The sequence below is a fragment of the Rhodococcus sp. C3V genome (assembly GCF_029269915.1).
GTDB classification, from domain to species: domain Bacteria; phylum Actinomycetota; class Actinomycetes; order Mycobacteriales; family Mycobacteriaceae; genus Rhodococcus_F; species Rhodococcus_F qingshengii.
This window is the reverse complement of the sequence record NZ_JARJBE010000001.1, coordinates 473,473-486,910: the sequence shown is the minus strand read 5'-3', so window position 1 is coordinate 486,910 and position 13,438 is coordinate 473,473. Positions and strand designations below refer to the sequence as shown.

Below are 13,438 nucleotides of genomic sequence, written 5' to 3'. Positions count from 1 at the left end.
CTCGCAAAATCTCACGTCCAGAACAACATCCGACACGCTGCAATCGGAATTAGTTGCAGTATCTCAGTTTTTGGACGACAGTCGAGGGAAACCCCTCGGCCTACGGAGGCTGCGGGGAAAGCCCTTGTGCGCCGGTCGGTGTCGAGGGAAGACGTTCGAGCGAGCAGAAGTCCGAAGAAAGTGGGTTCGGAAATATGGGCGCCCTATGGGATTTTGTCGTTGCACGACGACAACAATTGATGACCGACTCGTACCTACATGTTTCAGCAGTTATCCAGTCCGTGATCATCGCGACGATTGCCGCCGTGATCATCGGCATTCTCGTCTACCGGAGCCCGGCGGGATCCTCCATCGCTACGGCGTTGGCCAGCACGATCCTGACGGTTCCTTCATTCGCCCTCCTCGGACTGCTCATTCCGATTCTCGGTCTCGGCGTCGCTCCCACGATCACCGCGTTGATCTTGTATGCCCTGCTCCCGATCATTCGGAACACGATCATCGGTCTGGATGCAGTCAACCCGGCGATCACGGACGCAGCCCGCGGTGTCGGAATGAATCGCATGCACGTACTGAGTCGAATCGAGCTACCGATCGCGTGGCCGTCGATCCTCACCGGCATGCGGGTCAGTACACAGATGCTCATGGGCATCCTCGCCATCGCGGCGTACGCCAAAGGTCCTGGTCTGGGAAACCTGATCTTCTCCGGACTCTCGCGTGTCGGTAGCCCGAATGCTGTTCCGCAAGCGCTGGTCGGCACCGTACTGATCGTCATTCTCGCTCTGATTCTCGACGGAATCTACGTCGTCATCGGTCGTCTCACTACTTCGAAGGGGCTGCAATGACTGAAACCATTCCGTCTGACGTATCCACAGATCAGAAGGTATCCGGGGTCGAGATCGTCCTGGAGTCCGTCACCAAGCGGTACCCGGGCCAGAAAGCTGCAGCGGTGGACAATGTTTCGCTGACTGTTCCGGCCGGTGAAATCGTGGTCTTCGTCGGACCTTCGGGTTGCGGCAAAACAACGACGATGCGCATGATCAACCGCCTGATCGAACCTACCTCCGGCAAGATCACCATCGACGGCAAGGACGCGCTGTCGATCGACCCGGACAAGCTCCGCCGTGGCATCGGGTACTCGATCCAGCAGGCAGGCTTGTTCCCGCACTTCACGATTGCGAAGAACGTCGCGACTGTCCCGGGTCTGATCGGTTGGGACAAGAAACGTATCGCAGCGCGCACCGACGAGATGCTCGACCTCGTAGGCCTCGATCCCGATACCTATCGCGACCGCTACCCTCGCCAATTGTCCGGCGGGCAGCAACAGCGTGTGGGCGTGGCACGGGCGCTGGCTGCCGATCCTCCGGTGCTGTTGATGGACGAACCTTTCGGTGCCGTCGATCCGATCACCCGCGGCCTGCTCCAGGACGAACTGATGCGTCTGCAGTCGGAGTTGGGTAAGACCATCGTCTTCGTCACCCACGATTTCAACGAGGCAGTCAAACTCGGTGACCGTATTGCCGTGCTGGGCAATCAGTCCAGCATCATGCAGTACGACACTCCGGAAGCGATTCTCGCCAATCCCGCAAACGACATGGTCGCCGGATTTGTCGGGGCGGACGCCTCGCTCAAGCAGCTGACCCTGACACGCGTGCGCCAGATCAAACTCAAGCAGTGCCTCACCGCCCGCGAAACCGATTCGGTCGATGATTTGAGAACCGCACTCGCAGCGCGTAAGTGGAAGTGGGCCCTGATTCTCGATCAGCGCGGACGGCCGCTTCGCTGGGTCTCGCCCGGCCACCTCGCCCATGCGTCGACTCTTCGAGGTGTCGGTAACGAGATCGGCGAAGCCGTGTCCATCCAGTCCACCCTGCAGGATGCGTTGGAAGCTCTTCTCGCAGAGAGCAATGCGTCCACCGTGGTCACCGGACGGCGTGGCGAGTACGTCGGTCTCATCACCATCGACACACTGGTCAGCCATCTTTCCGAAATGCGCGAGGAGCATGCGCACGACCACGACGAAGAGCCAGACACCGAGAACGTCGAGGGTTGAACATGACTGCCACGACAGAGGAGCGCGTCTCCGCGCCTGAGATGGAACCGGACGCCCCCGATCTGGGTGCGGCCGAGAACGCCGCCACGCGCCGTGCGGAACGGATGCGACTGTATGTCCAGCCGGTCATCGTCCTGATCCTGGTTGCGGGCGTGTTGATCTGGGCATTCAGCCGAGATCTCAACGCGACGCAGAAGGCGAGCATCAATCTCGACAACATCGTCACACTGACCTGGCAGCACGTACTGATCACGGCCGCCGTGGTCATCATCGTCGTCGCCATCGCGGTTCCACTCGGAACCCTGTTGACCAGGCCGAAATTCACCCGCCTGGCACCGTTCTTCGTGGGAATAGCCAACATCGGAGCCGCAGCGCCTGCCATCGGCCTGCTCGTGCTGTTCTATCTCGCGACAAGAACGACCGGCTTCTGGATCGGCGTGTTTCCCATCGCGTTCTATTCGTTGCTTCCGGTGCTGCGCAACACCATCCTCGGCTACCAGCAAGTGGACAAGACCTTGATCGATGCGGGGCGCGGGCAGGGAATGTCTTCGCTCACGGTCCTGCGTCAACTCGAGTTCCCGATGGCCGTCCCGTACATCCTTGCAGGACTGCGTACTTCGCTCGTTCTGGCCGTCGGTACCGCGACGCTGTGCTTCCTGGTCAGTGCCGGCGGACTCGGCATTCTGATCGACACCGGATACAAGCTCCGCGACAACGTCACCCTCGTGGTCGGTGCCGTACTGGCGGTGTCGTTGGCCTTGCTGATCGACTGGCTCGGCGCGCTCGCCGAAACTTATCTCGGGCCCAAGGGATTGCGATGACCAAGACTTCGATCACCAGAACGTGGGGCTGGAAACTCGCGGTTGCCACGATCGGCCTCACACTTGTCGCTTCGTGTGGTCTCGAGTCCGGTGGCGCACTGCCCCTGGCCGTCGGCCCCGGCAGCATCGAGCCGGTTCCGGAGCTCGAGGGTGTGAAGATGACCGTCGGCTCCAAGGACTTCACCGAGCAGATCGTGCTCGGGTACGTCATCGAATTCGCGATGGCCGCTGCGGGCGCGGATGTTCGAGACCTCACGAACATCCAGGGCTCGAACAGCACCCGTGACGCACAGTTGAACGGCCAGATCGATCTTGCGTACGAATACACCGGAACCGGCTGGATCAACTACCTCGGCAACGAGACACCGCTTCCCGATTCGCAGGCGCAGTTCGAGGCCGTCCGCGATGCGGACCTTGCTGCGAACGACATGGTGTGGACCGATCCGGCGCCGATGAACAATACGTATGCATTGGCGATGAGCAAGGAGACCGCTGAGAAGACCGGTGTCAAGACCGTTTCCGACTACGCGAAGTTGGTCGAATCCGATCCCGGAGCTGCGGTGACGTGCGTCGAGACCGAGTTCAACGTCCGCCAGGACGGATATCCCGGCCTGGCAGCGAAATACGGTTTCGACGCCTCTCGTGCCCAACGCCAGATCCTGCAGACCGGCATCATCTACCAGGCGACAGCCGATGGCGATCAGTGCAAGTTCGGCGAGGTGTTCACCACCGACGGTCGCATCATCGCACTCGATCTCGTTCTGCTCGACGACGATCTCCAGTTCTTCCCGAAATACAATCCGGCACTGGTGATGAAAAAGGACTTCGCGGAAGCACATCCGCAGGTAGCAGAAGTCATGGCACCGATCTCGGAGCGACTGACCAACGAGGTGATGACCGAGCTCAACCGGCAGGTCGACGTCGACGGCAAGGAGCCGGCGGACGTGGCCCGCGACTGGCTGGTCTCGGAAGGCTTTGTCACGGCGCAGTGATCGGCTGACCGCAACCCAGCCGAGTAGTTACCGTTTGCGTCCGACGCAGAACACCCGCCGGAACGGAAAGAGCGTTCCCGCGGCTGTTGCGGGGTAGGCCTCCCTCAGCAGATCGGAATACTGACGCTCGAACTCCGGAGCGTCAGCTTCGCCGAGAACGTCGAGCACGGGTCGTAACCCCGTCCCCCGTACCCATCCGAGCACCGGGTCGGCACCTGCCAGCACGTGTACGTACGTCGTCTCCCAGGCGTCGACGTCGAATCCGTGTTCTTGGAGACGCTGCGCGTACTGAACTGGACTGTCGACGCCTTCCGGGCCGCGTAGGACGCCACCCAGTCGCTCACTCCATTCCGCTGATTCCGCGAGATCTCGCATGAGCGCATGGGACGGAGCATCGAAGTTACCCGGCACCTGCCACGCCAGCCACGATCCGGATTCCAGGGTGTCCGTCCACTGGTCGATCAGCTCGCGATGGCTCGGAACCCACTGCAATGCAGCGTTACTGACGACCACGTCGTAACCGGTGGCGTCGAAGGACATGATGTCCCCCAACTCGACGGTGACGTTTCCCGGTAGGTCTGTAGGGGCCTGCGCGACCATTTCGGGAGACGAGTCGAATCCGGATACCGAGGCGTCCGGCCATCTTTCCCCGAGCATCGCGGTCAGGGTGCCTGATCCGCAGCCGAGGTCGGCTACCCGCGTCGGGTCTTCGGTGGCCACCCGTGACACCAGGTCCACGAACGGGCGTGACCGCTCACCCGAATAGCGGCCGTAGACTTCGGGATTCCACGTGACAGTGCGCATGAACCCATCCTGCACCCTGTTCCTGAGAATTGCCGCCCGTCAGATCTCGCTCTTCACGATCCGGCCTTTCGAAAATCACCGACGCGGCACCACGGTGGACAGTACGTTCGGCAACCTCGACCAGTCCGCGGTGATGTAACTTGCGTGCTGCCCGGCCAACAGGTCGAGACGCTCGCTCGCCTCGGTTTCGGTGGCATGGGTTCCGTCGATCTGCGGAGCGACCTTGTGCGCGTCGGTCATGACGAGCAGGTAGCCGCGATCGTGGTACCAACTCGGATCCACGACTCCGGCGGTGTAGTCGAGAGCGTCGCCGTCGAAAATCACGAACCACGGACGGATCCCCGGGTCGGTATAGCGGTCGAGACGTGGGTCTCCCGGTGATGCACGGTGAACAGCGGGAAAGGCGGCGCTGAGTTCGACGAGCCCGGCGGAGGACAGATCTCGCAGGTGCGTCGCATACTGCCGGTCCGTCCACTCCGTATCGAGAGGGTTTCCCTCCTCGATCGTTCCCGGTATCAGCTCGAACAGAAATTTCCCGGTCATTTCGGAATTGCTCGGCCATCCACGCTCGGTGACGGCGGCATCCGGGGTGGAGTAGGACTCCCCCATCAAATCGGCCGGCGTGAAAACCGCGTCTCCGAGTGTCCCGAGAATCAGGGCGTCGAGATCCGCGGGCCCACGTCCGTACCCGGCAGTGAACCCGTCCTTGATTTCCAACTTGATCATCACCGGCGGGTGCTCGGGATTGGCCTCGTGCCACGCCCGCATATCTGCCAGGCATCCACGGAATCCCTGATCTCGTAGACCGCTTCGCAACCCGGATGCGTCCTGAGCGCCGACGCAGTTGCTCTCGCTCGCCACCGGATTCATGTGCGACACACGCCAGTCCGGACCGCCCCCGTTGGTCCACAGGTCCAGCTCGAGCAACGACGCCCCGGAATCCAAAGCGTCGGCGAAGTACGGAAACGTCGCCTTCTCGTAGGAATTGTGGACCCCGACTGACGTGGTCTCGGAAAACGAGCGCACTTGGTTCGTAGTCGTTTCGGCGCCGGCAGAGGGCGCCGAGACGACCGCCACGAACGCACTCATACCGGCTACCAGGATTGCTCGCATGTTCGACACTCTCGCAGAAATCACCCCGCGGCAGGATGGAATCGTCAGAGTTAACTGGACGATCGTCCTAGATTGCATCGGAGTGGGGCATGATTTCAGGCGGTGGGTGAGGGCAATTGTCAGGCCAATAGCATCAGTGCCGGAACTGATCCGAGTCAGAGCACTCGCCGCACACTCGCAGGAGGAATCGCATGCAGCTGACTCAATTCGTTCACCGATCCCTACGAGCGTCGCCCGAAGCGGTGATGACGATCTCCGACGGCCGAGTGCGCACGTCTCGCGAATCGGTCGACCGGATCAAAAAGCTCGCGGGCGGGCTGCAGACGTTGGGCCTGCGCACCGGTGACAGAGTCGCGATCTTGGCATCGAACTCCGACTATTACCACGAGGCGCTCCTGGCCTGCTGGTGGTTCGGAGCAGTGGCCAGTCCGGTCAATTCTCGCTGGAGCACGGCGGAAATCAGGTACGCCCTGGAAGATTCAGGGTCGACGGTATTACTCGTGGACGAGAATTTTGCTTCCGTCGGATCTACCCTTCGCGAGGCGTGTCCAGGGCTGACCACTGTCGTCTACTGCGGCAACGACCGAGTTCCGGACGGAATGCTCGACTACGAACGGGTGATCGCGGAGGCGATTCCGGTCGACGATCTGCGCGTCGGCGGCGACACGCTTGCACTACTCCTCTACACCGGCGGGACCACCGGAGTGCCGAAGGGCGTGATGATCAGCCATCAAGCGCTGATGACCTCGGCGCTGGGCACTCTCGCGGCAGGCGGCGTGGCAATCAGCAACGGAACGAACCTCGCGGTGAACCCTCTGTTTCACATTGCCGGGATCGTCGGATGGTTGGCTCAGTCGCTGATGGGTGGAACCCAGGTCTTCGTACCGAACTTCAGCCCACGGACGTTCCTCGAGGCCGTGGACCGCTATCGCCCGACAACCGTGGGTCTGGTGCCGACAATGCTCCAGATGTTGGTCGCCCACAAAAACGAAACGGGCGAAGACGCAACCACCTACGATCTGTCCAGCGTCAGGATCCTGAGATACGGCGCATCGCCCATATCTCCGACGCTTCTCGCGCAGGTCATGCAAATGTTCCCCAACAGTTCCTTCGCTCAGGGCTACGGGATGACTGAAACCGCGCACATCAGCATGCTGAGTCCAGCCGATCACCTCGAAGGTGGTGATCTCCTCCGCAGCGCTGGTCGCGCGCTCCCTCATTGCGAGGTGAAAATCGTCGACCCGGCCGGCTCGGAACTCCCACCCGGCAAGGTGGGCGAAATCGTCACGTTCGGCAGCCACGTCATGCTCGGATACTGGAACAAACCGAAGGAGACCGCAGAAGTGCTCCGCAGCGGGTGGATGCATACCGGCGACGCCGGATACCTCGACGCCCGCGGTTACCTGTTCATCGTCGATCGCATCAAGGACATGATCGTCACCGGTGGCGAGAACGTCTACTCCACCGAGGTCGAAAACGCTCTGGCACAACACGAATCCGTCGCGGCCTGTTCCGTGATCGGTCTGCCCGATGCCCAGTGGGGCGAGCGTGTCCATGCCGTGGTCGTCCTTCGGCATGGTTTCGACGCCGACGCCGACGAACTGCGCGCTCACGTGAAAACGCTGATAGCCGGATACAAATCTCCGCGCACCTTCCAATTCGTCGATGCATTGCCGCTGTCGGCAGCAGGCAAGGTGCTGAAGCGCGATCTTCGTTGCAACGCAACGTAATCCTTTACGACGGTCAGGATTACAGCTTCAATGTCGGTTCTGGGTCGGTGATCAAGCGGTGCAGTGACGGCGACGCCGCTACGGCCTCTCCTAGTTGCGTCGCACTCGCGACTTCGTCGCCGAACTCCGATCGCCAGGCGTGCAGTCGACGCGTCAGTTGTTGCAATCGGTATTCGCGGGTCATGCCGATTGCACCGTGTGCCTGGTGGGCGGCGCGGACGCTCACGAGCGCATTCTGCGAAACCACCAATTTGGTTGCGCTCACTTCGAAGTCGGCGTCGCCTCTGATGAGTGCATGTGCAGTGCGATCGACGGCCAGCGTGGACATCGAAGCCATCTGAGCAAGCGTCACGATATGCTGCTGGACTGCTTGAAACTGCGCGACGGGCCTACCGAATTGCACCCGGTCGGACACATAGCGCCGGGTCAACGTCGACGCCGACTCCATCGCTCCCGACATCTGCACCGAGCGCAAGAACGCGCCGAGCTTGCTGAGAATCCGGGCATCGACCGGGTTGTCGCCGTCAATGGTCCGCGCTTCGGAGAACGTCAGGCTCTCACGCGGTTGCCCCGCAAGATCCGTCCCGCCACCGATCTCGGCGTCGGAGATGTCAAGGAGTACGACGCGATCACCGAGAACTGCTGCCAGCACTGATGCGGCACTACCCCACGGCACGTCGTGAAAGGTTCCCGACAGGAAACCGTCGTCGGTCCGGCGCACATCGTCGCGCGGCGAACCCGGGGCGACCGTTGCGATTCCGGAGGGCACGGGTAACCCGCCCGCTGTTGCCAGCCTGCCCGCGAGGTACGTCTCGGCGAGCGGCAGCGGCGCAGCGTGCCTCGCCGCCGCGCGCTGGACAGTCACGGCGTCGAGGAGCGAGCCACCGGAACCACCAACCGATTCGGGAAGACCGACCAGAGGTAACCCTAGTTCGACTGCCGCGCTCCATAATCCGGCGGGCAGACCGCCGATCTCCGCCTGCGCTACCACCTCGGTGCCGGACTTCTCGGCGAAAAATTGCTCGACCATCGATTCGAGGTCGGCGTCGAATGTATACGCGTTGATCTGTGACCCCGAATTCATCGGTCCAACCCTTTCATGATCACGGTGCGGAGAATTTCGTTGGTACCGCCGCGAATCGACCACGACGGCGCCACCAGCACGGCCCGGGCGAGCAGCGACTCGTACGGATCGTCGGATGCAAGGTCCGGAACCCGGCCGAGGTGCCGCGCGACGGTCGCAACACAGTCCTGTTCGAAGCGTGTTGCCATCTCCTTGATCAGCGCGGCCTCCGTGACCGGCGAGCGACCGGCGTCGACCATCCGTGCGATGGACAGCGACATCCCGCGAAAAGCCCAGCAGCGTGCGGTAATCGAGCCCAGATCGGCGAGGGCAGCTGGACCGCCTTGCGCTGCTTGGTTGGCCGCGAAGTTCTCGAGGACCGGCATCAGCGACATCCAACGGTCGACGCCACCTCGCTCGAGTGCGAGTTCACCGGTGTTTTGTCCCCAGCCCGCTCCGACGTCTCCGAGGCGACGCGAATCCGGCACGAAAACATCCTGGAACGACACCTCGCAGAAGTCCTCACTACCGTCGATGAACGGAATGGGTGAGACGGTCAGGCCCTCGCTGTCGCGATCGACGATCAGCTGAGTGAGTCCGTTGTGCTTGTCTGCCGAGGTTCGAAGCAGGGCGAGTATGTGTGTGGCGTGGAAGGCGCCGGTGGTCCAGATCTTGGTGCCGTTGACTTTCCAGCCACCATCGACACGTTCGGCGCGAGTGCGCACCGATGCCAGGTCCGAACCCGAGTCGGGCTCACTCATCCCGATCGAGAACGAGAACTCACCGCTCGCGATACCGGGAAGGAAGGACCGCTTCTGTTCTTCCGTGCCGTTGGCGGCGATGCTCGGACCCGATTGTCTGTCTCCGATCCAGTGATAGCCGACCGGCGCTCCCCGCGCGAGAAGTTCTTCGACGACGACCAATCGATCCACTGCTGACCGTCCGCCCCCGCCGTATTCCTTCGGCAGCGACATGCCGAGCCACCCACGTCGACCCAGATCTCGCGAGAACACCGGATCCACCGCCCCGGCCATCCCGAGTCCGAGCGAGTAGGTACCGGGGGTGAGTCGCTTGTCGAGGTACTCCCGCACTTCAGCCTGAAGAGCAAGCTCCTCGCTCGTCAGTTCTGTTGCATCGAAACGCATGACGTCTCCGATCAGTTTCGTGAGTCGATCCGCCGCCCGTGGCGCTTACCCGAATTTTTCATGCGCCCAGCAGCAGGGCGCAGCCGATCTCGAAGAGTCTGTCCGACAGGTCGTCGCGACGGCGAAGCCGGCCGATTCGGACGGCGTTCTCCACAACTGTCAAAGTGGCATTGACGGTGATCCTGGCGGTGGCGGACTCGAGGCCCGGACGGACTTCTTCGAGCATCTTGACCCATAGCGCGACGTACTCACGTTGATTCTGTTCACACGTGCGGCGGAACTTGTCCGGTAATTGGTCGAGTTCGCTGATCAACAACCCGATCAAATGACGCTCGTTGATCGCGAAATCGATATGTGCGGCAAGCAATCCGGACAGCGCGTCCTCCGGGCCGGTTGCGGCGCCGAGAGCCTGTGCAACGCCGAGCCGGCGACGCTCGCCGCCCCTCGAGACCGCGGAGATCAGCAGGTCGATCTTGGCATCGAAGTGGTTGTACACATTCGGGCCTGTCGTTCCTGCAGCCTCACCGATGTCCTCGGTATTGACTGCTTGATATCCACGCTCGTCGAACAGCCGAATTGCTTCGGTCAACAAGAGTTCACGTCTGGGTATCACAACGGGCAGGTGACCCGTTGCCGCCACGACTTTCACTTCTGAGCGACCCAGTTCCGCGTATGCAGCGCGGTCTGCCAACTCGACAAGCAGCAGTTCCATCTGACGCCTCGGCAAGGACACTCGATGCGAAGACACACTGTTGAAGACTGCGATGACAGCCCAGGCGAGCAGATAGCTGTCTTCCTCGTCGAGGTCGGGACGCTCAATTCGGATCAGCACTGCATCGCGCGAAGCTGCACTCTTGAGGGTCGAACGCATTTCCTCTCGTTGCTCGTCAGGCAGATAGCGTGCCTCTCGCTGCCACAGGAGCGACAGACCCCGACGTTTGGACACCGATGCCGCAAGTTCGGTGATCAGTGTTTTCAGATCCTCGGCACCTGCGACCCGATCGTAGAGCGATTCGATGCCTGCGTTGACCGCGGCGTAGAGGAGATCCGGCTTGTTCTTGAAGTGCCGATAGAGCGCAGGTGCCGTGATTCCAACTGCAGCAGCCACCTGAGCGACAGACACGTTGTGATAACCGTGCTCACGGAAAAGCTCACCTGCAGCCGCAAGAATCTGCTGCTTACGGTCGCGGGGCCTGCGTACGACCATCGTGACTCTCTCCTTCGCGGCAGCGGACAAGCTCAGAGTACCGAGCCGAGGAATGAAGCAATGAACCGAACCGTCTACAGCAGCGACGATCCGATGCACCGTTCACGAACACGGAATCCCGCTCAGGAGTAGATGAACGACTCGACCATCCCTCGTTCGGCGGCCCTGTCTGCAAGAGGCCACGCCAACAGCATCAACACGATCCGAACCACCCACTGCGAATCTTGACCTTCAGGATCCAATCCTGCAAGTTCCAGTGCAGTACGCGGGAGCAACGGCGAGGACACGAGATACTCGTCGATTCCGTTGGCCCGCGCTGCCGCAAGGCCGTGGCTCATGGCAGCGTCGGATCTGATCGCGTCGACGGCGACGAGGATCGACTCCACGATGCGCTCGTCGCCGTGCAGTGATTCGACGGCAGTCGCGACCTTGCTCGCCACGGATGCCGCGCCTCGTGACAACAACCCCTCGCGGATCGCGGACTTGCCACCTACGTAGCGGTAGAGCGTTGCCCTCGAACAGCCTGCGCGGGCAGCGACGTCGTCGGCGTTGAACCGATCGAATCCCTGTTCTCGAATCAGCTCTGCCGCAGCCGCGAAGATGCGCTCGGTTGCGAGTTCACGGCGGTTACCGCCGGCCAACCAGTCGGCGGCGCGGCGCTCGTTTGCACCGGTCACTCTCCGTCACCTCGTCTCACTCTGAGACAGATTCAATCAGAAATCTCAAGGCTACGGAAGGCCGCGAGCCTCTGAACTGGGAGAAGTACGAGGGGGTTGAAGTGCGTGAGATTTTCTCAAAATGCCAGTTCAGAGGCATTTTCCACCTGTTGACTTCTCCTCGACGGCCGTGAAATCTTCCCTTCGTGACACTATCGACGCTCGACATCAACCCTTTCCTGCCGTCGAACATCGACGACCCGTACCCGCTATACGACGTACTCCGGCGCCGGCACCCCGTGTACCGCATTCCTGATACCGACTTCTATCTGGTGTCCACGTGGGAATTGGTCACCGAAGCCGTTTCCCGTACCGACGACTTCTCCAACAACCTCACCGGCGTGCTGGTTCGTACACCGGACGGTTCGGCCGTGACCTTCGACATGAACGGCGGCGGCCAAGCTGTTCACGTTCTCGCGACTGCCGACGAGCCCGACCATCAGCACCAGCGCAAACTTGTCTTGCCGACACTGGTCGCCAAACGTATACGAGCACTCGAGCCGGTGATGACCGAGTACACGCAGCAGTTGTGGGACAACGGCTTCGACGGTCGACGGATCGAATGGGTCACGTCGGTAGCGGACACGCTGCCGCTGCAGATGGTTGCCACGCTGATCGGCCTGCCGGCACACGACGTCCCCCAATTGCTGGCGTGGTCGTACGACAGCACCGAACTTCTCAGCGGCATCGTGACCGCAGAACGGTTGACAGGCGTCGTCACCTCGGCGGCCGAACTCACCGGGTACCTCTACAGCAAGTTTCGTGAGGCACGGGCTCACCCGGTGGATGATCTACTCGGAGACCTCGTCCGTTGCTGTGACGCAGGCGAACTCAGCGAAGACGTGGCCGTGCTGATGTTGGTGCAACTCGTCGGTGCGGGTGGCGAATCGACCGCCGGACTGATCGCCAACTCTGCACGGTTGCTCGCCGAGCGCCCTGAGATTCAGACGCAGCTGCGCGAGGACCCTCTACTCGTGGGCGCGTTCCTGGAAGAAACGCTCAGGCTCGAGTCACCCTTTCGCGGACATCACCGACATGTCAACGCGGACACGACACTCGGTGGCATGACACTGCCCGCCGGCAGTCATCTCATACTGCTGTGGGGTTCGGCGAACCGCGACCCCGAGTCGTTCGTCGAACCACAGGTGATGAACCTCGACAGAGTCAATCCCCGAGCACATTTCGCCTTCGGCAAAGGAGCACATTTCTGTGTCGGGGCCGCGCTGGCTCGTCTGGAAGCAAAGATCGCGATCGCAGTCCTTCTCGAAAACAGTGCGCACTTCACAATCGATTCCGAATCCCCACCCCGTTGGGTCCCCAGCATGTTCGTACGCCGCCATCAGCGTGTGCACCTGAACGTCTCACCACACCGAGAGGTCACACCATGAGTCCCGAAGAACTGGTCACTGCTTTCTGCGCCGAGTGGAAGATGGGTAGCGCCGAGACAATCGCGTCGTACTTCAGTGAAGATGCTGTCTACCATAATATTCCGATGGCCCCGATCGTCGGACGCACCGAGATCCTGAATTTCCTGGAAGGCTTCATTTCGGCCTTCGGTGGGATCGAATTCACGATTCATCACCAGTACGCCAACGGTGCGACTGTACTCAACGAACGGACCGACCGATTCGACCTCGGCGACAAACACGTAGTCCTGCCGGTTATGGGGATCTTCGAGATCGTGGACTCGAAAATTGTTGCATGGCGTGACTATTTCGATCTTGCGCCGATCAACAAACTGTTGTCCGTGCCCCCGGGTCCGGAGACCCGGGGGCACAGTCGAGAGGTCGAGTGATG

At 61.4% G+C, this 13,438-nt stretch carries 13 protein-coding genes; 7 read left to right on the top strand and 6 right to left on the bottom strand.

All coding sequences use genetic code 11. The features are described 5' to 3' along the window. Window positions 1-194 precede the first annotated feature (194 nt). The 4 genes from P3G66_RS02435 to P3G66_RS02420 are packed head-to-tail and all read left to right on the top strand — an operon-like array spanning window position 195 to window position 3,863. Window positions 195-842, top strand: coding sequence for an ABC transporter permease subunit (locus P3G66_RS02435; RefSeq protein WP_019745160.1), 648 nt, complete (start codon window positions 195-197; stop codon window positions 840-842). Then, window positions 839-2,050 carry an ATP-binding cassette domain-containing protein gene (locus P3G66_RS02430; protein WP_007731456.1) on the top strand — a complete coding sequence of 404 codons (1,212 nt, stop codon included), beginning with the start codon at window positions 839-841 and terminating at the stop codon, window positions 2,048-2,050. The genes P3G66_RS02435 and P3G66_RS02430 overlap by 4 nt, the downstream gene beginning before the upstream one ends. Before the next feature lie 41 nt (window positions 2,051-2,091). After that, a complete protein-coding gene (locus P3G66_RS02425; protein ID WP_007731455.1) occupies window positions 2,092-2,871 on the top strand; it encodes an ABC transporter permease in 780 nt (259 codons plus the stop codon). After that, window positions 2,868-3,863, top strand: a complete 996-nt coding sequence (locus P3G66_RS02420; protein ID WP_003939988.1) for a glycine betaine ABC transporter substrate-binding protein — start codon at window positions 2,868-2,870, stop codon at window positions 3,861-3,863. The genes P3G66_RS02425 and P3G66_RS02420 overlap by 4 nt, the downstream gene beginning before the upstream one ends. A gap of 27 nt (window positions 3,864-3,890) precedes the next feature. On the opposite strand, the gene P3G66_RS02415 is transcribed toward P3G66_RS02420, so the two are convergent. Beyond that, on the bottom strand, window positions 3,891-4,667 hold the full coding sequence (locus P3G66_RS02415) for a trans-aconitate 2-methyltransferase (protein WP_054825167.1): 777 nt from the start codon (window positions 4,665-4,667) through the stop codon (window positions 3,891-3,893). A 75-nt stretch (window positions 4,668-4,742) separates the two neighbouring features. Beyond that, entirely contained in the window at window positions 4,743-5,780 is a 1,038-nt protein-coding gene (locus P3G66_RS02410) for a phosphatidylinositol-specific phospholipase C domain-containing protein (RefSeq protein ID WP_073513616.1), read from the bottom strand. A gap of 191 nt (window positions 5,781-5,971) precedes the next feature. Between P3G66_RS02410 and P3G66_RS02405 the strand changes: the two genes are divergently transcribed. After that, a complete protein-coding gene (locus P3G66_RS02405) occupies window positions 5,972-7,510 on the top strand; it encodes a long-chain fatty acid--CoA ligase (protein WP_073513617.1) in 1,539 nt (512 codons plus the stop codon). 19 nt (window positions 7,511-7,529) lie between these two features. On the opposite strand, the gene P3G66_RS02400 is transcribed toward P3G66_RS02405, so the two are convergent. The 4 genes from P3G66_RS02400 to P3G66_RS02385 all read right to left on the bottom strand — a co-directional run bounded on the left by P3G66_RS02400 (window position 7,530) and on the right by P3G66_RS02385 (window position 11,602). Continuing rightward, window positions 7,530-8,594 carry an acyl-CoA dehydrogenase family protein gene (locus P3G66_RS02400; protein ID WP_064443760.1) on the bottom strand — a complete coding sequence of 355 codons (1,065 nt, stop codon included), beginning with the start codon at window positions 8,592-8,594 and terminating at the stop codon, window positions 7,530-7,532. After that, entirely contained in the window at window positions 8,591-9,718 is a 1,128-nt protein-coding gene (locus tag P3G66_RS02395; protein WP_276116138.1) for an acyl-CoA dehydrogenase family protein, read from the bottom strand. The genes P3G66_RS02400 and P3G66_RS02395 overlap by 4 nt, the downstream gene beginning before the upstream one ends. Window positions 9,719-9,776: 58 nt before the next feature. Next, entirely contained in the window at window positions 9,777-10,925 is a 1,149-nt protein-coding gene (locus P3G66_RS02390; RefSeq protein ID WP_031330833.1) for a TetR/AcrR family transcriptional regulator, read from the bottom strand. 122 nt (window positions 10,926-11,047) lie between these two features. Next, a complete protein-coding gene (locus P3G66_RS02385; protein WP_276116137.1) occupies window positions 11,048-11,602 on the bottom strand; it encodes a helix-turn-helix domain-containing protein in 555 nt (184 codons plus the stop codon). Window positions 11,603-11,787: 185 nt separating this feature from the next. Here P3G66_RS02385 and P3G66_RS02380 point away from each other — a divergent pair, with 185 nt between their 5' ends. Both P3G66_RS02380 and P3G66_RS02375 read left to right on the top strand, forming a co-directional pair. Beyond that, window positions 11,788-13,029, top strand: a complete 1,242-nt coding sequence (locus tag P3G66_RS02380; protein ID WP_064443758.1) for a cytochrome P450 — start codon at window positions 11,788-11,790, stop codon at window positions 13,027-13,029. After that, a complete protein-coding gene (locus P3G66_RS02375) occupies window positions 13,026-13,436 on the top strand; it encodes a limonene-1,2-epoxide hydrolase family protein (RefSeq protein ID WP_276116136.1) in 411 nt (136 codons plus the stop codon). The genes P3G66_RS02380 and P3G66_RS02375 overlap by 4 nt, the downstream gene beginning before the upstream one ends. Window positions 13,437-13,438: the final 2 nt, after the last annotated feature.